This window comes from Ruegeria sp. C8 (assembly GCF_056537565.1).
Map to the genome: position 1 here is coordinate 123,025 of NZ_JBQFRV010000013.1, position 19,086 is coordinate 142,110.

At 57.8% G+C, this 19,086-nt stretch carries 16 protein-coding genes and 1 tRNA gene; 10 read left to right on the top strand and 7 right to left on the bottom strand.

Annotation, left to right across the window (positions count from 1 at the left end; translation table 11 throughout):
- Window positions 1-18 precede the first annotated feature (18 nt).
- The 9 genes from ACR0KL_RS16965 (at window position 19) to ACR0KL_RS17005 (ending at window position 10,150) form a co-directional block, all read left to right on the top strand.
- On the top strand, window positions 19-1,167 hold the full coding sequence (locus ACR0KL_RS16965; RefSeq protein WP_170492130.1) for an SPFH domain-containing protein: 1,149 nt from the start codon (window positions 19-21) through the stop codon (window positions 1,165-1,167).
- 18 nt (window positions 1,168-1,185) lie between these two features.
- Window positions 1,186-2,274 (top strand): TFIIB-type zinc finger domain-containing protein, encoded by a 1,089-nt coding sequence (locus tag ACR0KL_RS16970; protein WP_170662124.1) that lies wholly within the window; start codon window positions 1,186-1,188, stop codon window positions 2,272-2,274.
- A 114-nt stretch (window positions 2,275-2,388) separates the two neighbouring features.
- Complete coding sequence (gene dtd / locus ACR0KL_RS16975; RefSeq protein WP_170468163.1) at window positions 2,389-2,826, top strand: D-aminoacyl-tRNA deacylase; 438 nt, start codon at window positions 2,389-2,391, stop codon at window positions 2,824-2,826.
- A complete protein-coding gene (locus ACR0KL_RS16980) occupies window positions 2,826-3,929 on the top strand; it encodes a DUF4147 domain-containing protein (RefSeq protein WP_480777300.1) in 1,104 nt (367 codons plus the stop codon). Before dtd ends, ACR0KL_RS16980 begins: the two co-directional genes overlap by 1 nt.
- Before the next feature lie 231 nt (window positions 3,930-4,160).
- A complete protein-coding gene (locus ACR0KL_RS16985; protein WP_480777301.1) occupies window positions 4,161-5,747 on the top strand; it encodes an ABC transporter substrate-binding protein in 1,587 nt (528 codons plus the stop codon).
- A 15-nt stretch (window positions 5,748-5,762) separates the two neighbouring features.
- Window positions 5,763-6,719, top strand: coding sequence for an ABC transporter permease (locus ACR0KL_RS16990; protein WP_170374804.1), 957 nt, complete (start codon window positions 5,763-5,765; stop codon window positions 6,717-6,719).
- Window positions 6,719-7,534: an ABC transporter permease gene (locus ACR0KL_RS16995; protein ID WP_170375341.1), complete on the top strand. Its 816-nt coding sequence runs from the start codon at window positions 6,719-6,721 to the stop codon at window positions 7,532-7,534. Before ACR0KL_RS16990 ends, ACR0KL_RS16995 begins: the two co-directional genes overlap by 1 nt.
- The gene (locus tag ACR0KL_RS17000) at window positions 7,531-9,171 is read left to right on the top strand and encodes an ABC transporter ATP-binding protein (RefSeq protein WP_170480338.1); all 1,641 of its coding nucleotides are present in this window, start codon (window positions 7,531-7,533) and stop codon (window positions 9,169-9,171) included. The genes ACR0KL_RS16995 and ACR0KL_RS17000 overlap by 4 nt, the downstream gene beginning before the upstream one ends.
- A gap of 142 nt (window positions 9,172-9,313) precedes the next feature.
- The gene (locus ACR0KL_RS17005) at window positions 9,314-10,150 is read left to right on the top strand and encodes an alkaline phosphatase family protein (RefSeq protein ID WP_170678281.1); all 837 of its coding nucleotides are present in this window, start codon (window positions 9,314-9,316) and stop codon (window positions 10,148-10,150) included.
- 85 nt (window positions 10,151-10,235) lie between these two features.
- Here ACR0KL_RS17005 and ACR0KL_RS17010 read toward each other — a convergent pair whose 3' ends face one another.
- From ACR0KL_RS17010 to ACR0KL_RS17025, 4 genes are all read right to left on the bottom strand, one after another.
- On the bottom strand, window positions 10,236-11,159 hold the full coding sequence (locus ACR0KL_RS17010) for an alpha/beta hydrolase (protein ID WP_170678279.1): 924 nt from the start codon (window positions 11,157-11,159) through the stop codon (window positions 10,236-10,238).
- 12 nt (window positions 11,160-11,171) lie between these two features.
- The gene (locus tag ACR0KL_RS17015) at window positions 11,172-13,061 is read right to left on the bottom strand and encodes an acyl-CoA synthetase (protein WP_170678277.1); all 1,890 of its coding nucleotides are present in this window, start codon (window positions 13,059-13,061) and stop codon (window positions 11,172-11,174) included.
- Window positions 13,062-13,221: 160 nt separating this feature from the next.
- Complete coding sequence (locus ACR0KL_RS17020) at window positions 13,222-15,039, bottom strand: ABC transporter transmembrane domain-containing protein (protein WP_170678275.1); 1,818 nt, start codon at window positions 15,037-15,039, stop codon at window positions 13,222-13,224.
- A gap of 136 nt (window positions 15,040-15,175) precedes the next feature.
- A tRNA-Gly gene (locus ACR0KL_RS17025) sits at window positions 15,176-15,249 on the bottom strand.
- A gap of 107 nt (window positions 15,250-15,356) precedes the next feature.
- On the opposite strand from ACR0KL_RS17025, the gene ACR0KL_RS17030 reads away from it, so the two are divergent.
- Window positions 15,357-16,127 (top strand): TIGR01458 family HAD-type hydrolase, encoded by a 771-nt coding sequence (locus ACR0KL_RS17030; protein WP_480777302.1) that lies wholly within the window; start codon window positions 15,357-15,359, stop codon window positions 16,125-16,127.
- A gap of 287 nt (window positions 16,128-16,414) precedes the next feature.
- Here ACR0KL_RS17030 and ACR0KL_RS17035 read toward each other — a convergent pair whose 3' ends face one another.
- The 3 genes from ACR0KL_RS17035 to ACR0KL_RS17045 all read right to left on the bottom strand — a co-directional run bounded on the left by ACR0KL_RS17035 (window position 16,415) and on the right by ACR0KL_RS17045 (window position 18,840).
- The gene (locus tag ACR0KL_RS17035; RefSeq protein ID WP_480777303.1) at window positions 16,415-17,158 is read right to left on the bottom strand and encodes an alpha/beta fold hydrolase; all 744 of its coding nucleotides are present in this window, start codon (window positions 17,156-17,158) and stop codon (window positions 16,415-16,417) included.
- A 119-nt stretch (window positions 17,159-17,277) separates the two neighbouring features.
- A complete protein-coding gene (locus tag ACR0KL_RS17040; RefSeq protein ID WP_170468631.1) occupies window positions 17,278-17,745 on the bottom strand; it encodes a lytic transglycosylase domain-containing protein in 468 nt (155 codons plus the stop codon).
- A 108-nt stretch (window positions 17,746-17,853) separates the two neighbouring features.
- Complete coding sequence (locus ACR0KL_RS17045) at window positions 17,854-18,840, bottom strand: DMT family transporter (protein ID WP_170678269.1); 987 nt, start codon at window positions 18,838-18,840, stop codon at window positions 17,854-17,856.
- Between the last annotated feature and the right edge of the window lie 246 nt (window positions 18,841-19,086).

Here is a 19,086-nt window from a genome sequence, read left to right on the forward strand (position 1 = left end):
AAGGACAGGAGAACCCAAATGGGAATTTTCGATTTTCTGACCGGAGAGTTTATCGACGTCATTCATTGGGTCGATGACACCCGAGACACCATGGTCTGGCGGTTCGAACGCGAAGGGCACGAGATCAAGTATGGTGCAAAGCTGACCGTTCGCGAAGGTCAGGCGGCGGTGTTTGTGCATGAAGGACAGCTGGCGGATGTGTTCACGCCGGGTCTTTATATGCTTGAGACCAATAACATGCCGATCCTGACAACCCTGCAGCATTGGGATCACGGCTTTCAATCTCCGTTCAAGTCTGAGATCTATTTCGTTAACACGACGCGGTTCAATGATCTGAAATGGGGCACCAAGAACCCGATCATGCTGCGCGACCCGGAATTCGGACCGACCCGCATTCGGGCCTATGGCACCTATACGGTACGGGTGAAAGACCCGGCAAAATTTCTGGTCGAGATCGTCGGAACCGATGGTGAGTTTACAATGGACGAGATCAGCTTTCAGGTCCGCAACATCATCGTGCAAGAGTTCAGCCGCGTGATCGCCGGATCCGGTATTCCGGTTCTCGACATGGCGGCGAATACGGCCGATCTGGGCAAACTGATCGCAGCCGAAGTCTCGCCCGTGTTGGAAGGCTATGGGCTGGAGATGCCTGAGTTCTACATCGAAAACATCTCGCTTCCGCCTGCGGTAGAGGCCGCGTTGGACAAGCGCACCTCTATGGGACTGGCGGGTGATCTGGGCAAGTTCACCCAGTATTCCGCCGCCGAGGCGATGACGGCAGCAGCCAACAACCCCGGTCAGGGCGGCGGCATGGGTGCCGGTCTTGGCATGGGAATGGGCATGGCGATGGCCAATCAGATGGCGAACATGACAGCGGGCCAACCGAGCGGCCCGTGGGGATCGCCCGCCCCCGCTGCCCCGCAAACATCCGCGCATGCGGCCCCGCCGCCTCCTCCGCCCGTTGAGCATGTATGGCATATCGCGGTGGACGGACAGACCAGCGGGCCGTTCTCGAAGGCCAAGATGGGGCGTATGGCTTCGGACGGGGAACTGACACGTGAGACACATGTTTGGACTGCAGGTCAGGACGGCTGGAAAAAAGCGGGTGAGGTGCAGGAATTGGCGCAGCTATTCACGATCCTGCCTCCGCCCCCGCCGGGTGCCTAAGCGGTAGCAGGCGGACGGATGACTGAAGAACACCGCTTTCCCTGCGACCAATGTGGTGCGGACTACCGGTTCAATCCCGGCGATGGCACATTGACCTGTGACCATTGCGGCCACTCCGAACCCATTGGCTCAGGCCCATGGGGCGGCGCAAGCCTGCGCGAGCTGGATTTTGACGCCGCCATCGCCGACCGTCTGCCCGACAGCGAGATTGAGGAAACACGGGTTCTGTCCTGTCCGAACTGTGCCGCTCAGGTCGAGTTCGACCCGAATACCCACGCAGCGGAATGTCCGTTCTGTGCCACTCCTGTGGTGACGGATACAGGCGTCAACAGGCATATCAAACCCAAAGGCGTCCTGCCTTTTGCGCTGGATGAACGGTCCGCCCATAAGGCGATGGGGGATTGGCTGGGTCGGCTTTGGTTCGCGCCGAACGGGCTGAAGGACTATGCTCGCAAGGGGCGAAAAATGCAGGGCATATATGTGCCCTACTGGACCTTCGACGCGGACACCAAATCCAGTTATCGCGGCGAACGCGGCACCGTCTACTACGAAACGCGCACCGTCATGCGCGACGGGAAGCGGGTGCAACAACAGGTGGCCAAAGTGCGCTGGAGCCCGAAATCCGGTCGTGTCGCTCGGTTCTTTGATGACGTTCTGGTGTTGGCGTCACGCTCTCTGCCCAAGAAATATACAGACGCGTTGGAGCCCTGGGATCTGCCCGCACTTGAACCCTACCAGCCGCAATACCTAGCGGGGTTCCGGGCCGAGGCTTATTCGGTCGAGTTGCCCGATGGGTATTCCGAGGCGCGGGCACATATGGCGCGCGTGATCGAGCGTGACGTGCGCTTTGACATCGGTGGCGACCGGCAGCGTATTCACGCGGTGGACACGGATGTACGCGATGTGACGTTCAAGCATATCCTGCTGCCCATCTGGATGGCTGCCTATAAGTATCGCGGGCAAACCTATCGGTTTGTGGTCAACGGGCGCACTGGCCGGGTGCAGGGGGAACGACCGTGGTCTGCGATCAAGATAACCATTGCGGTGGTCCTAGGCCTGCTGGTGGCGGCAGGCGTGGGGTACGTGATGGCGACGTCGCAGGGGTGAGCCCAGCAAAATCACACAGGCAGACGTTTTCCCGACTACGCGCAAGACACTGGATGACAAGTGGGCCTCCGGCGGCTAAACCGACTGCTGAACGCATGCGATTTGGGGAGAGCGATGCGCGCAGTCTTACAACGGATCTCTAGAGCGTCAGTCTCGGTGGATGGCGCTGTTGTCGGCCAATCGGGACCGGGACTGATGATTCTTGTATGCGCGATGCAGGGCGACAGCGAGGAGAACGCCTCAAAACTGGCTGCGAAAATCTCCAAGCAGCGAATCTTCAAGGATGACGCCGGCAAAATGAACCGGTCTGTTGTGGACATTGGCGGCTCGGCTCTCGTTGTCAGCCAGTTCACTCTTGCTGCGGATACGGCCAGCGGTAACCGGCCCGGATTTTCGCAGGCCGCTGCGCCGGATATCGGAAAACACCTTTATGAAACCTTTGCCAAGAACCTCGCCGCGTGCGGAATCGCGGTTGAGACAGGGCAATTTGGGGCCGACATGGCCGTTGAGCTGGTCAATGATGGGCCAGTGACAATCTGGATGGAGAATTGATGACCCGCGCTGAACAGGCAATCGCATTCTGGCAAGCCGGAGTCGCGGCGGTAGACGGATACACGGCAACCCGAAAAGCACTATCCGATGTTGCAAAACCGGATCGAATATTGGCCGTGGGCAAACCTGCGGCGGCGATGGCCCGAGCGGCATTGGATCATTTCGGAGACATCCCAACGCTGGTGGTCACCAAGGACGATCATGGGCGCGACCTGCCGGAGGGCGTCGAGGTGATCGAGGCCTCACATCCCGTCCCGGACAGCCGCAGCCTTGCAGGCGGCAGGGCACTGCGCCTAGCGGTCGAGGCAATGCCGCCCGAGGCGCATTTGCTGCTGTTGGTGTCGGGCGGCGCGTCCTCGCTGGCCGAAGACTTGATAGGTGGCAAAACGCTTGAGGATCTGGAGGCGTTGAACAAAAAGCTACTGTCCGAGGGACTTGATATCGGGGCGATGAATGCGGAACGACGCAAGATCTCAAAGGTCAAAGGCGGAGGATTGCTGTCCCGGCTCAAAGGCAGACAGGTCACGGTTCTAGCGATCTCGGACGTGCCGGGGGATGACCTGAACGTTATCGGCTCGGGCATCGGCGCTCTGCCTGAACAGGTCTCCTACGAGGCCGAAGCGCAAATCATTGCCTCGAACGCCCATGCTCGTGCGGCTGCTGCCGAAGCGGCCGAGGATGAGGGTCTGTCGGTGCTGGCCAATGAAGAGGCCTTGCATGACGATTATCAGGCCGTCGCCACCGCAATCGGTGAGAAGCTAAGGCAGATGGGATCAGGCGTCATGGTTTTCGGCGGCGAGCCGACTGTTGTGCTGCCCCCAAACCCCGGACAGGGTGGGCGCAATCAGGCACTGGCACTGGCACTGGCGCACGAGATTTCCGGCCTTGAAGATATCACGGTCGTGGTCGGAGGAACCGACGGAACAGATGGCCCAACCAACGCAGCGGGCGGGGTCGTTTCTGGTGCCACATGGGCCGAAGGCGCAGATGAAGCGCTCGCCGCCGCCGATAGTGGAGCCTTCCTGGAAAACGCAGGCGCTTTGCTGGTGACTGGGCCGACAGGAACCAATGTCATGGACCTGATTGTCGCAATTCGGGATTAGAATGACGCATTCTCCCGATACCGACCAAGGCAACCAATAGATCATTTTCGTCATAGCGGAGGACGCGAAGACACGGCGCTATGACGGCTTTGATAAACACGGTATTGTCAGGCAAGGCACATTTGCGACACGGAATTCCACTTGCCCGACCCGCTGAAATGCGTCAACGTTGACTCACGCGTCAATAAAAAGCCCGAAAACGGGCGAACACAATCAACTGGGAGCTTCTGAATGAACGAACAACTCACTCACATGTCCAAACAGGTGACGGCAGGCAAACTGACCCGTCGCGAGTTCATGGGCAAAGCCGCCGCTCTTGGCGTTTCGGCAGCCGTGGCTAGTACGATGTTTGCCGACGCGGCCCGTGCAACCGGCCCGAAAAAGGGTGGCGATCTGAAATTTGGCCTGCAGGGCGGCGAATCGACCAACTCGCTTGACCCGGCGACCTATGCAAGCTCGGTTCCGTTCCAGAACGGCAAACAATTTGGCGACCAACTGGTCGAAGTTGCACCCGACGGCACGATCGAACCACGCCTTGCCGAAAGCGTCGAAGGCAGTGCGGATGCCAAGGTCTGGACCTTCAAGCTGCGTCAGGGGGTCGAGTTCCACAACGGCAAGACCATGACCAGCGAAGACGTGCTGAAAACGATGCAGCGCCACTCGAACGAAGACTCCAAGTCCGGTGCATTGGGCATCATGAAGGGCATCGAGTCGATGAAGGCCGATGGCGACAACTTCCAGGTCACCCTGTCCGAGCCCAACGCCGACCTGCCCTATCTGATGGCCGATTATCACCTGATCATTCAGCCGGATGGCGGTATGGAGAACCCGGCAGCCGGTATCGGCACAGGTCCCTACAAGCTGGAAGTTGATGAGCCCGGCGTCCGCCACCTGTTCACCAAGAACGAAAACCACTGGAACAGCGATTTCGGCAACTTCGACAGCGTCGAAGTGGTCGTCATCAACGACGCAACTGCCCGGACAGCTGCGCTGCAATCGGGTCAGGTTCACGCCGTGAACCGCGTTGAGCCCAAAGTTGCCGACCTGCTGGGCCGCGCACCCAACCTGACTGTTCATTCGACTGCTGGTCGTGGCCACTATGTGTTCATCATGCATTGTGACACGGCTCCGTTCGACAACAACGAACTGCGCACGGCTCTGAAATACGCAATTAACCGCGCGGATCTGGTGGACAAAGTTCTGCGTGGCTATGGCTCGATCGGGAACGACATGCCGATCAACGCGGCCTACCCCCTGTTCGATGAGACAATCGAACAGCGCGAGTTCAGCGTTGAAAAAGCGGCCGAGCACTACAAGAAATCCGGTCACGATGGATCGCCCATCATTCTGCGGGTTGCAGATGGCGCCTTCCCCGGTGCTGTGGATGCGGCGGCGCTGTTCCAGCAAACCGCTGCTCAGGCAGGTATCCCGCTGGAAATCAAACGCGAACCCAATGATGGCTACTGGTCCGAAGTGTGGAACGTTCAGCCGTTCTGTGCCTCCTACTGGGGTGGTCGCCCGGTCCAGGACCAGATGTACTCGACCGCGTATCTGTCGAGCGCGGACTGGAACGACACGCGCTTCAAGGTTCAGGCCTTTGACGACATGCTGTTCGCAGCGCGCGCCGAACTGGACCCCGAAAAACGCAAGGGTATCTACAGCCAGATGGGCCAGATGGTCCGCAACGAAGGCGGCCTTATTTGCCCGATGTTCAACGACTTTGTCGAAGGCATCAGCAACCAGCTGGACGGTTGGGAATCTGATCCGACGCAAGAGATGATGAACGGCAACATCTCACGCAAGATGTGGTTCGTGTAATTCGGGCAACGGATAATGCATCCTATCATCAAACTGGTTTCCCAGCGCCTCGCGCTGGGACTCCTATTGCTGCTCGGCGCTTCGGCTCTGATTTTTGGCCTGACCGAAGCCCTTCCCGGAGACGCCGCGCAAGCCGTCCTGGGGCAGTCCGCAACCCCTGAGGCCCTTGCCAACCTAAGAGAAGAGATGGGCCTGAACCGCCCTGCACTAACCCGCTATTTCGAGTGGTTGGGTGGCATCGCGCAAGGCGACCTGGGGCAATCCCTCACCAATAAACTTGATATCTCCGAGAGCATCGGAAAACGCCTGGGCAATACGTTGTTCCTTGCTTGCGTTGCTGCGATCGTTTCCGTTCCGCTGGCGATTTTCCTGGGCCTTCTGGCTGTTCGGTTCCGCAATCGCTGGCCCGACAAGCTGATCTCGGCGATCACGCTGACGACAGTTTCAATTCCCGAGTTTCTGATCGGCTACGTGGTGATCTACTTTATCTCGGTTAAACTGGGCTGGTTCTCATCCCTGGCGATGATCAACGATTCCATGACCTTCGGGCAGAAGCTGAATGCAATCGCTCTACCGGCTTTCGTTCTGACATTGGTGGTTCTGGCGCAAATGATGCGCATGACCCGCGCGGCCATTCTGAACCTCATGCAATCGGCCTATATCGAAACCGCCGAGCTAAAGGGCCTGAGCACCTTTCAGGTGATTGCACGCCATGCATTCCCCAATGCGATTTCCCCGATCGTGAACGTTGTGATGCTGAACCTGGCCTATCTGGTTGTCGGCGTCGTCGTGGTCGAGGTTGTATTCGTCTATCCCGGCATGGGGCAGTATCTGGTGGATGCGGTGACCAAACGTGACGTGCCCGTCGTGTTGGCCTGTGGCGTCGTATTCGCGGCCGTCTATATCGGCCTGAATATGGTTGCCGATATCGTGTCGATCCTTGCCAACCCAAGACTGAGGCACCCGAAATGATAAAGAATATTCCTCTTTCGGCACTGATTGGCCTCTTGTTCACTGGCGCCTATTTCTTTGTGGCCATCGCGGCCCCTCTAATTGCGCCCTACGGAATGGCAGAAGTTGTCGGCGATGTGTGGGAGCCTGCCAGCGCCGAGCATCTGCTGGGTACGGACAATATCGGGCGGGACCTACTGACCCGCATGATCTATGGCGGGCGCACGACGATCTTCATCGCCGCCGCAGCCACCTTGCTCAGCTTTCTGACCGGTACATCTCTGGGTTTGCTGGCCGCCGTTCTGGGCGGATGGGCGGATCAGGCACTCAGCCGGACTGTTGACCTGATCATGTCGATCCCGACCCTCATCCTGGCGCTGGTTATTCTGGCCATCGTTCCGGTGACCGTTCCGATCCTGATCCTTGTGATGGGCCTGCTGGACGCAACCCGCCCCTATCGACTGTCGCGCTCGGTCGCGGTCGACATCAACGTGATGGATTACGTTGAAGCCGCGAAACTGCGCGGTGAAGGGCGCGCATGGGTTATCTTCCGGGAAATCCTGCCCAATGCTCTGTCACCGCTGGTGGCCGAGTTCGGTCTGCGGTTCATCTTCATGGTTCTGTTCATCTCGACCTTGTCCTTCTTGGGTCTGGGCGTGCAACCGCCGCTAGCGGACTGGGGCGGCATCGTGAAGGAAAACAAGGACGGTATCGTCTATGGCATCGGTGCTGCCCTGTGGCCCGCCGTCGCCATCGCGACGCTGGCCATCTCGGTCAACCTTGTGGCTGACTGGGTTCTGAACCGCACCACATCGCTGAAAGGAGGCCGGGGATGAGCGACGATATCCTTCTCAAGGTCCGCGACCTCAAGATCGGCGCGACCGTCTATCCGCCGGGCGAAAAGCCCCATGACATCGAAATCGTGCATGGGGTCAGCTTTGACCTTGAACGCGGCAAGGTGCTGGGGCTAATCGGCGAATCCGGTGCCGGTAAATCCACCATCGGCCTGGCCTCGATGGCCTATGGCCGGGGTGGCGTGAAGATCACCGGCGGCGAGGTCTGGGTAAACGGGCGCGATATCCTCAAGACATCTCACGGGGATATCCGCAAGCTGCGTGGGGGTGAGGTCACCTATGTGTCCCAATCCGCTGCCGCGTCGTTCAACCCTGCCAAAAGGATCATGGATCAGGTCGTCGAAGCGGCGGTCGAGCAGAAGAAATTCACCCGCAAACAGGCCGAGGCCCGTGCGCGTGAACTCTTCGCCAAGCTGGGCCTGCCCGATCCGGACAATATCGGCAGTCGCTACCCGCACCAGGTTTCCGGTGGTCAGCTGCAACGCTGCATGACCGCGCTGGCCCTGTGTCCGGAACCTGATCTGGTGGTATTCGACGAACCCACCACGGCCTTGGATGTGACCACCCAGATCGACGTTCTGATGGCCATCAAGGAAGCCATTGCAGATACCGGCGTTGCTGCGCTGTATATCACCCACGACCTTGCGGTTGTGGCGCAGGTCAGCGACGACATCATGGTTCTGCGGATGGGCGACACGGTCGAATACGGCAATACCGATCAGATCATCAACAACCCGCAGGAAGACTATACCAAGGCTCTGGTCTCGGTCCGGTCTATCGAACACGAAGAGAAGAAGCCGACCTCTGAGCCGGTTCTTCAGGTCGACGGTATTACCGCACGCTACAAGGGTCTGAACTTTGACGTTCTGCACAACGTCAATGTAGAGCTTCATCCGGGGCAGACTTTGGCGGTTGTGGGCGAATCCGGCTCGGGCAAGTCCACATTGGCGCGTGTGATCACCGGCCTGCTGCCTGCACGTGAGGGTGAGATCACCTTCAACGGGCGCAAGCTCAGCTCGGATCTGAAGGGGCGCACGCGCGAAGACCTGCGAGAGCTGCAGATGATCTATCAGATGGCAGACACGGCGATGAACCCGCGTCAGACCGTCGGCACGATCATCGGCCGCCCGTTGGAGTTCTACTTCAACATGCGCGGGGCCGAGAAACGCAAACGCGTTGTCGAGCTGCTGGATGAGATCGAACTGGGCGAAAAGTTCATCGATCGCTACCCGGCGGAGCTGTCCGGCGGGCAGAAACAGCGTGTCTGTATCGCGCGGTCACTGGCGGCCAAGCCTAAGATGATCATCTGTGATGAGGTCACCTCGGCCCTTGATCCGCTCGTAGCTGACGGCATCCTGAAGCTGCTGCTGGACCTGCAGAAGATCGAGGATGTGGCTTACCTGTTCATCACCCATGATCTGGCTACGGTCCGAGCGATCAGCGACAGCATCGCGGTGATGTATCAGGGTCGCGTCGCGCGCTATGGCTCGAAATCTCAGGTGCTTAGCCCGCCATTCGACGACTACACTGACCTGCTGCTCAGTTCGGTCCCCGAGATGGAACTTGGCTGGCTGGAAAAAGTCGTTGCAAACCGCAAGATGGAGGCGGCAGGGAACTAATCCCTGCCCCGATCAAAGCTATGAAACCCCGGCACTTGTCACAAACAGGTGTCGGGATTTTGCTATTCGGGGCGGGAATAGGCAGCCCTAGTGCAACGAATCTTCTAGGGTCGCCCGAAACACTCTCGAAAAGGGTCAGAACATGGACCGCAAACTCCTCCTCATCATTCTGGACGGCGTCCCGTGGCGCAACTTCCGTCGGTTGTTCGGCAACCTCGAAGGCTGGGCCGATAGTGGTGAGGCCCGCGTGTGGAAACTCCGCTCGGTCCTGCCGTCGACCTCGGCCAGTTGCTATGCCTCGATCCACACCGGTGTGACCCCGCAGGAACATGGCTGCACCGGAAACGGAAATGTCTTCCGCCTAAGCCACAAGGACGTTTTCAGTCAGGTCCGCGAGGCCGGGGGCGTGACCGGAGCCGTCACGCATAGCTATTGGTCGCAATTCTTTAACCGCCATCCGTTCGACTATGTGCGCGACGTGGAATATGACGAGCCGGAGAGTAAGACCATCAACCATGGCCGGTTTCACAGCATGACCGGCTATGGCAAGGCCAACCAGATGACGCCCTGCGACGTCGATCTATTTGCCACCCTGACGAACCTGTGCCTGCGCCATGGGCTGGACTACGGCATCCTGCACACCTGCACCTTGGACAGCATGGGTCATCGCTTCTTCCACGATTGCGAGGAAATGGACCACGCCTGCTTCGTGATGGATGAGATGCTGGCACCCTTCATCCCGAACTGGCGCAAACTGGGCTATGAGGTCATCGTCACCGCCGATCACGGGCAGGACGAACGCGGTCACCACGGCGGGCGCAGCCCGTTGCAACAGGAAACCGCGCTCTACTACTTTGGCGACGCAGAAGGCCCAGAGGCCGATACCGTGATCGACCAGCTACAGCTTGCCCCCACCATCCTGACCCGAATGGGCGCGCCGCTTGCGGACACGATGAAGGCCAAGCCCTTCCTGAGCTGATCAAAGCACTTCGCTGCCACATACGGCGGCAGGAATGTCCTGAACTTGGCAGGGCATTCCTGTTCTAATCTGGAACCCAGATGGATTAGTCGTAGGACCAGATCCCCTGCCCTAGCGCCTCAATGGCGATGGAAATCCGTTCGAAACTATCTGCGGCGCGCTTGACCGAGGTACGGGCGCGCAGATAGCCGTGGACAAGGCCGGGTTCGTTGATCCACTCGGCGCGGCCTCCAGCAGATTGGATCGCCGCGCAATAATCTGATCCATCATCCCTGAGAGGGTCGCAATCGGCGGTGATGACAACGGTCGGTGGCAAGCTCGAGAAGTCGGTGTCCTGAAGCGGGGCAAAGGTTGGATCACCGCTCGAGGCTGGTCCCCCGCATCTGACGGTTTCGTAGAACTTAATATCCTCAAGCGTCAGCAACGGGGCATGAGCGTGTTCGATATACGAGCCTTTGGACGTATCACCGCCCAGCCCGGGGTAGATCAGGACCTGCCCCAAGATGTTCTCTAGCCGTCCCCGCGCGTAGTGAGCGACAGTTGCAGCCAGATTACCCCCTGCACTGTCACCAGCCAGGATCATCGGGTCGCCAAACTCTTCCGCTGCCCAGTTTACGGCAGTCCAACAATCCTGAAACTGGGCCGGATGCACGTTTTCGGGGCACAGGCGATAGTCGACTGCGACAATCCGATATCCGGTCTGTGCGCAAATCTCGGCGCAGACATCATCGTGGCTATCCAGCCCGCCGACGACGAAACCGCCGCCATGGAAATAGACGACGGTTCGTGTCGGTTGACCTGCGGTATAAAGGCGGACCGGCACGCCATTGGCGGACAGGTCCTGCACCGCCACCCCTTCGGGTCGCGGCTGGCGAAAATCCTGACACATCTTGTCATAAACCTTGCGCTGGTCTTCGATTGACAGATCCACCGCATCGTCAGGATAGCTTTCAGCCGTGCGTCTTATGAACGCCCAAGTTTCCTCATCAATTAGACGTTCATAATCCATGTTCCCTCCCGGTTAGGCTGCCCACTCCCACGGCCGGGTATACGCGCCCAGCACTTTGCTGACATCGTCCTCGGATGTGCCGTTCGCGTCAAGCTGCGCGACCAGGCCACGCTTCTTGTCGTCGATGACCGAGACGACACGGGCATCAACGCCAGCTTGCTCAAGCGCGCCATTGTAGATCCGGGTGATCGCGTGCTTGCGCAGATCAGGTTTGAACACCTTACCAACCGCGGTCTTGGGCAATTCGGTCAGAATTGTCATGTGCTTGGGCTGAGCCGCGCGTTCATGAACATGGACCTTACAGAACTCCATCAACGCCTCTTCGGTCACCGAAGCTCCCTCCACCAGTTCTACGAATGCGCAAGGCACCTCACCGGAATGGGCGTCGGGCTGACCAATGGCACCTGCGAAGGCCACGGCCTCATGCCCTAGCAGGGCCTCTTCGATCTCGGCAGGATCAATATTATGTCCGCCACGAATGATCAGGTCCTTGGCACGGCCAGTGATCCAGAGGTACCCGTCCTCATCAAAGCGACCCAGATCGCCTGTGCGCAGATACTTGTCATAGTGGTACAGGTTCTCGTTCTTGTCGGTTTCGGTATAGGTATTGCCTGCAAAGACACCTGGGTTAGAAACGCAGATCTCTCCAATCTCATCCACCGCGCATTCCTTGGGGCCGTCCGGGCCGTCCTGCAGGATTTTGACATCTGTGTATGGGAAGGGAATCCCGATCGAGCCGATCTTTTTCTCACCATCCACCGGGTTGCACGAGACAAGGCAGGTGGCCTCGGTCAGGCCGTAGCCTTCGACGATAGTCACGCCTGTTGCCTCTTCGAACCGACGGAACAATTCGACCGGCAGCGGGGCTGAGCCGGAGAACGCCGTTTTCACCGAGGAAATATCAGCATCCACGGGTCGTTGCATCTTGGCCGAGATCGCGGTGGGCACGGTGATGATGAAACTGACCTTCCAACGTTCGATCAGCTTCCAGAAATTGTCGAACACGCCATCACCGCGATATCCCTGAGGTGTCGGGAAAATCACATGCGCGCCCGAGGACACAGCCGCCATCCAGATCACATGCACGGCAAAGACGTGGAACATCGGCAGCGGGCACATAATGACGTCGTTTTCGTCAAACAACAGCGTATTGCCCAGCCAGCCATTGTAGATCAGGCCCGAATATTTGTGCTGCGCCACCTTCGGCATGCCAGTCGTGCCGCCTGTGTGGAAGTAGCAGGCCACCCGGTCCTCGGTGCTATCTGCAAAGGTCAGAGTCGTGGGCTGCTTGGCCAATTCCTGATTGAAGTTCTTATAGTCCGCATGCGCGAGCTTTGCCTTGTCGCCCATTTTTGGCCGCAGGAACGGGACGATCCAGGATTTCGGCGGTGTCAGATAGCGGTTCAGGTCAATCTCGAGAATGGTGTTGACCTTGGGCGCATGGCGCACGGCCTCTTCCACCTTCTGCGCCACATCCGTTTTCGGGAAGGACTTGAGCGTGACGACAACCTTGGCACCTGTCTCGCGCAGAATGGCGGCGATCTGCTCTGGCTCGAGCAGCGGGTTGATCGGGTTCACGATGCCAGCGACTGCTCCGCCCATCAGGGTCACCAGCGTCTCGTTACAATTTGGCAGGATATAGGCCACCACGTCACTTTCGCCGATCCCGAGCGAACGGAACAGGTTGGCCGCCTGATTGACCTGCCCCAGAAGGTTGGACCATGTCAGCGTCTCGGCCTTGTCGTTCGGACCTGAAAACAGCTGAAAACTGACCGCATTGTGGTTTGGAAATTTCTCTGCCGTGCGCGATAGCAGCTGGTGGAACGTCACCGGCAGGTCGCGGTCCTCCCACGTCATTTCCTGTTCAATACGCGCTTTGTCTTCCTTGCCAACAAAGGCCATGTGGCTCCTCCCCGTGTTTTATTCTCCCGCGCGCCACACGCGGAGTGATCTTGACACAGATGGGATCACAACCTTGGCGGCGCAAGCAAGGGCTTAGCGAGGGAAAAGTCGAAAATGTAGAATGACGCTACGGCGAAACGGCGATTGCCGGAGCGTCACTTTATTCAGCAGCGACGCCGTCAGTGAACTGAAGACGGGCCAAACGGGCGTAAAGCCCATCTTGCGCCACCAGATCGTCATGCGTGCCTTGGGCGACAATGCGACCGGCCTCCAGCACCACAATGCGGTCCGCCTTTTTCACGGTTGCTAGCCGGTGTGCCACGATCAGGGTCGTGCGTCCGGCGCGCATCTGATCCACCGCGCCCTGCACGGCCCGCTCGCTTTCCGCATCCAGCGCCGAGGTCGCCTCGTCCAGCAACAGAACAGGCGCATCCCGCAAAATGGCGCGGGCAATGGCGATCCGCTGTTTCTGCCCGCCGGACAGCATTACACCCCGTTCACCAACGAAACTGTCATAGCCTTCAGGCAGTGCCGCGATGAAGTCATGCGCGGCAGCGGCGCGCGCGGCGGCTTCGACCTCCGCGTCCGAGGCATCCAGACGGCCAAAGCGGATATTATCACGAGCCGAGGCGGCAAAAATAACCGGATCCTGCGGGACCAGCGCCATATGCTGGCGGAAATCTGCCCGGTTCAGGTTTTGCAGATCCATCCCATCCAGCATCACGCGCCCCGAGTTCGGGTCGTAGAACCGCTGGAGCAACTGAACCACAGTTGTTTTTCCCGCGCCCGAGGGGCCAACGAAGGCAACCGTCTCGCCGGGATTGACCTGCAGGCTGAGCTTGTCCAGCGCCACCACATCGGGCCGCGCAGGATAGCGGAAGGTGACCTCTTCGAACTTGATCTCGCCGCGTACTGGTTGCGTCAGCGGATTTGCCTGAGACGGGTCGATCACTGTGTCTTCAGCATTCAACAGCTCAACCAACCGTTCAGTGGCCCCTGCAGCGCGCTGAAGCTCGCTCCAGATCTCGGACAGGGCAGCAACAGAGCCTGCCATGATGACCGAGTAGATGACGAACTGGATCAGAACCCCTTCGGTCATGACCCCGTTGCGCACGTCATTGGCTCCCATCCACAGCACTCCAACGATGCCTGAGAAGACCAGAAAGATCACGATGACCGTCAGAATGGCCCGCGTCTGGATGCGGCGTAGCGACACGACATATGAGGTCTCAGTCATGTCGCCGAACTGCTGGCGGCTTGCGCGTTCATGGGTAAAGGCCTGCACGGTCTGTACCGCCCCCAGAGCTTCACCCGCGTTGCCCGATGAGGCCGCGATCCAGTCCTGATTCTCGCGGCTGATGGCGCGCAGTCTGCGCCCCAGCAACAGGATTGGCACCACAACGACGGGGATCAGCAGCAGAACCAGCGCTGTCAGCTTGGCCGAGGTCAACAGCATCAACACCAACCCTCCGACAAACATCAGCAGGTTGCGCAGGGCAATCGAAACAGATGACCCGATCACCGATTGAATCAGCGTCGTGTCGGTAGTGATCCGGCTGAGGACCTCTCCGGTCATGATGCGTTCGTAGAACTCGGGGCTCATGCCAATCACACGGTCAAAGACGGCCTTGCGGATATCGGCGACCACACGTTCGCCCAGACGGGTAACAAGCGCGTAGCGGATGCCTGTGCCCACGGCCAGAATACCGGCAATGCCGAGCGCGGCCAGGAAGTACCAATCCAGCAGCTCTCCGTCCTGAATGCGGAAATTGTCCACCACACGGCGTACCGCCAAAGGCAAGGTCAGCGTCATGCCAGCCGTCAGGACCAGCGCCAGTGTCGCCCCCAGCATCAGCAGGCGATACGGCTTCATAAAAGGCCAAAGCGACGCCAAGACGCCCAGCTTTTTGGAGCCTGCTCTTTCTTCGCTGGCGCCCGGCGCGGATGCGGTGGTCGTGCTGGCTGTCTGTCTCGCCATGTGCGGCCCTTATGTGTTCACTTTGTCTTCACTGCGGAGTTGCTGTTTCTTGGCGATACTGGCCCGCAGGGTCAAGAAGCCGTGCGCAAAATGCCCTGAGGACCGGGCCATTTGACGCAGAGATGTGGGGCTGAGTTGGAGCGGGTAGACGGAATCGAACCGACATAGCCTGCTTGGAAGGCAGGGGCTTTACCATTAAGCTATACCCGCTCAATGTTTCGCCTTCCTATGTGATGGCTAAGTGGGCGTCAAGAGCGAACCATCACTTGGGCAAATTGACCCGAAAGAAAGGGTTTTTCGTAGTTTGTGAGGAAGGCGTGAGCAAAGGCGTTCTGTTTGATATCGCAGGTGTTCTGTATCAGGGCGATAAGCCACTGGCGGGTGCTGTGGAGGCGGTTTCAACCATTCGCGACACAGGACTTCCGGTTCGCTTTCTAACGAATTCAACCCGACGACCGAAGCGTGTTATTCTGGATAAGCTACAAGGCTTCGGAATAGACGCAGGTCCTAAAGAAATCCTGACACCCGCTGCGGCAGTGTGTGCCTGGCTAGAGGAAAACGGTCTTGCGCCACATCTGCTGATCCATCCGGATCTGGAAGAGGATTTTGCAGTGTGCTCGAAATCTGGCCCCAAAGCGGTCGTGGTTGGTGATGCGGGCCGCTATTTTACGTATGAACGATTGAACGCAGCCTTTCGCCTGATCCAAGACGGGGCTCCCTTCCTTGCATTGGCCTCAAACAGAGTGTTTCGTGACGCAGACGGCGAATTGAGTCTGGATGCCGGCGCTTTCGTCCGGGCGCTTGAATACTCAAGCGGAACAAATGCTCTTCTATTTGGAAAGCCATCACCAGCGTTTTTCCACTCTGCCGCGCAAAGCATGGGGCTGGAGCCTGCTGAGGTAACAATGATTGGCGATGATGCCGACAGCGATATCGCGGGCGCTTTGAAGGCGGGTTTAGGCGCGGCCATACTGGTCCGAACCGGAAAATACCAAACTGGCGACGAGGCGCGCTATGAACCGAGACCCACTGCAACCGCAGAGGGTGTCCGTGCCGCGGTGGAACTTGTCAAACGAGGGGGCAATTGAGAGCGCCCGAAGGAGCATTGCACCGACGGGAACCGGCACTCACAAACAGACAAGGTCAGTGCGACAAACTTCGGCCCGAACAAGCTTTGATTTCAAACTTGGGTTGGCACACGACCTGCGGCAGGTCAGAACAGTCGAGCAAAATGAGGGCTTCTGCAAGTTCCGCCAGGGGTAAAAGAGGACACTGAAGTTTTAAGCGGACGGCACTTGGCAGACCTTCGAAACGAGACTTTGCAAACCCAGAGGTTCGCGGCCCTACTTTCATCAAACTCTAATTTGCAACTCCACTAGATTTCTGTAAGCGCCTCAGCGATTTTGTCTGCGAGCACTTCAGGCTGGTCAACGCTCGGCCAATGTGTGGCGTTTTCTAAGATGACATGGTTCATCTTGTTTTCTTCCAGCCAACGGACGGTGTCTTCGGGACAATTATCGGGATTGTACAAATATGTAACGTTAGCTGCGTGTTGCAAAACCTCACCTGGTAAGTGATCTGATGAAAACTTCCGGGCGTCAATGCCGAGCTGCCAAAGCGCTGAAGGATCGGCCTTTGAGACTTCGTCGCGATATCTTCTTATGATCGGTTCAGACTTCGCCATTTCATCTAGCCGCCCCAGAAACGCTTTGCGAAACTCTGCCGGACTAGCGTAGTCGGCCGCTGTCCCGGAAAAATAGGCATCTGCGGCTGTAATGTTTCCTTCCAGAGAAACGATTTTAGTCAAAGGGCAGTCTGCCCGGCGGACGGCCAAGGAAGCTATGATCGAAGCAACTGAATGGGCGACGATAGTTTCGGCCTCATACTTTGTTGCTTCATTTGACACGTATTGCGCGAGGGCTTCGAGTGTTGTTCCCTCCGCAAGAGGCGCAGCGCCAAATCCTGGAAGATTGATGGGCAACAAACGATGGCTGAAAGCAAGATGTGTCTCAGTCAATTCGTCAAACATGCTTCCATTGTCGCCGAAGCCGGCAACGAACAAAATGATCGGCCGATTGTCACGCGCCCCTTTGAATTTTCTTGAGTGTTCGGCGCACATATCAATCTCCTGAACTCTGCGGGACGCGCAAAACAGGGCTCCAACGTGCAAGCTACTTTGTATAAAGAAGGCTGTTTGCGGTGTATCGGGAGCTTTCTGCAATTCCTATGGGAAGGACCTCAGCCGCAGTATTTTCGGACCTCGGTATCCCGAAGCCCCGTGGCTACAAGCATGCATCTGTTACGGGCTTCGTAGTAATAGCCGCGGGCATACCACATGACCGCTTCGGGCTCATTTCCATCCGAAACCATCCAGGCACCGCGAAGGTATTTCACGGCGTATGTCAGATTGGTCTGAGCGTCCAAGAGGTCGGAAGGCTGTCCACGAAATCCCATCTGGCGCGCTGTGGCAGGTAGAATCTGCATCAGCCCGTAGTAGGGGCCATTTCGGGCACTGGGGCGGTAATCACTTTCTCGTTGGATCACTCGGTGTACAAGGCTTCGCGGCACACCGTTTGCGTCCGCAGTTTCATTGATCATCACTCGTAGCTCAGGGGTCTCACCGGGATAAAGCCGGGTTAATGGCTCTGCGGGTTGATTGCTACAAGCGGCAAGAAATAACACAGCAACAATGAACGTGTTTCGCATCAGAGTTCTCTTCCCATCAACTGTACGATTCATCAGCGCTCAACTGCGATTGAATTTCAATATCCCAGAAAACTGTTAAGCGACTTTTGGCCCGAATTGATTTGGCATCTAATATCGACGATGCACTCTCTTTTCAGTAACAATGTGCCTCTTTTTCTGACGCTCACGCAAAAATACAAACAGTCCTGACCCCAAGATCAGTGCGATACCAATGGCGACAGGCAGGTTTGGGAGCTCTCCCCAGATGACCCATCCCCAGAAAACGGCCATAGGAAGACCGACGTATTCAAATGGCGCCACTGTCGCCGCGTCTGCCATGCGGTAAGCCTGGCCGAGGCAATACCCGATGATTGCAGAATTGAATCCGAGCCCAATAAACAACCAGCGGTCAGTCCCTTCGGGCCAAACCCAGGCACGCAGCAAGAAGATCAAGCTTTCGTTTTCAAACGCGCTCGCAAAGCGCCCATCCCCTGCCACTGACCAGAACAACAGGCTGACAACGATAAAGCACGCCTGAATATAAACAGCCATTGCTGAGGCCTTGGACTTTGCACCCAAGAAACGAGTCATCACGTTGTTGAGGGCATAGGTGAACGCAGCAAGAACCGGAAGGGCATACATCAGCAGACCAACCTCACGCTCGCCGCCGGCCTCCCAGGGGCGGGTCATGATCACCACGCCCAAAAATCCCACAATCACGGCACCAATCCGCATCGGCCCAACTCTTTCGCCAAGCAATGGGATACTCAGCAAAGTGATCATCAAGGGAGCGACGAAGAAAACAGCCGTGGCTTCCGCCAGGGGCATTACCGCGAGGGCTGTAAAGAACGTCAGATTGGCTACCACAATCAACAGACCGCGCAGAAGGTGAAGACCTGGCTGATCGGTTTTCAGGATGCGCCAACCGCCCTCCATCTGGACTAGGGCAAAGCTAAATCCGATTCCGATCAATGATCTTGCAAACACCATCTGGTGCAAGGGGTAACCGCCAGACAGGAATTTAATCAGCATATCATTGATAGAAATCGCCAATATTCCGATCAGTACGAACGCAATACCAACTGTCGGGTTTTGTAATTTTTGTTTCGCTGTCATGGAGTGCCCTTTCATTGGGCCACTACCATGGGTCAGCCAATAGATCACGTCGCTTTGCGACACGGAAAGTCGCGCAGCCTTGTCCAACTTAGGTCTTGTGCGTAGCTTTTGGAGCCATGTGCAACCTCTACTCCAACACCATCCCGGTCACAGCGATGCGCCAACTGTTTGACGTGACCGTTGAACGTGACAGGCTTGGGAATGCAGAACCATTGCCAGCCATCTATCCGAAGCACTTAGCCCCAG

Excerpts from the sequence above, each read along its gene's own strand:
- ACR0KL_RS16965 (WP_170492130.1), top strand. The coding sequence starts at position 19 with ATGGGAATTTTCGATTTTCTGACCGGAGAGTTTATCGACGTCATTCAT.
- ACR0KL_RS16970 (WP_170662124.1), top strand. The coding sequence starts at position 1,186 with ATGACTGAAGAACACCGCTTTCCCTGCGACCAATGTGGTGCGGACTAC.
- dtd (WP_170468163.1), top strand. The coding sequence starts at position 2,389 with ATGCGCGCAGTCTTACAACGGATCTCTAGAGCGTCAGTCTCGGTGGAT.
- ACR0KL_RS16980 (WP_480777300.1), top strand. The coding sequence starts at position 2,826 with ATGACCCGCGCTGAACAGGCAATCGCATTCTGGCAAGCCGGAGTCGCG.
- ACR0KL_RS16985 (WP_480777301.1), top strand. The coding sequence starts at position 4,161 with ATGAACGAACAACTCACTCACATGTCCAAACAGGTGACGGCAGGCAAA.
- ACR0KL_RS16990 (WP_170374804.1), top strand. The coding sequence starts at position 5,763 with ATGCATCCTATCATCAAACTGGTTTCCCAGCGCCTCGCGCTGGGACTC.
- ACR0KL_RS17000 (WP_170480338.1), top strand. The coding sequence starts at position 7,531 with ATGAGCGACGATATCCTTCTCAAGGTCCGCGACCTCAAGATCGGCGCG.
- ACR0KL_RS17005 (WP_170678281.1), top strand. The coding sequence starts at position 9,314 with ATGGACCGCAAACTCCTCCTCATCATTCTGGACGGCGTCCCGTGGCGC.
- ACR0KL_RS17010 (WP_170678279.1), bottom strand. The coding sequence starts at position 11,159 with ATGGATTATGAACGTCTAATTGATGAGGAAACTTGGGCGTTCATAAGA.
- ACR0KL_RS17015 (WP_170678277.1), bottom strand. The coding sequence starts at position 13,061 with ATGGCCTTTGTTGGCAAGGAAGACAAAGCGCGTATTGAACAGGAAATG.
- ACR0KL_RS17020 (WP_170678275.1), bottom strand. The coding sequence starts at position 15,039 with ATGGCGAGACAGACAGCCAGCACGACCACCGCATCCGCGCCGGGCGCC.
- ACR0KL_RS17035 (WP_480777303.1), bottom strand. The coding sequence starts at position 17,158 with ATGTGCGCCGAACACTCAAGAAAATTCAAAGGGGCGCGTGACAATCGG.
- ACR0KL_RS17040 (WP_170468631.1), bottom strand. The coding sequence starts at position 17,745 with ATGCGAAACACGTTCATTGTTGCTGTGTTATTTCTTGCCGCTTGTAGC.
- ACR0KL_RS17045 (WP_170678269.1), bottom strand. The coding sequence starts at position 18,840 with ATGACAGCGAAACAAAAATTACAAAACCCGACAGTTGGTATTGCGTTC.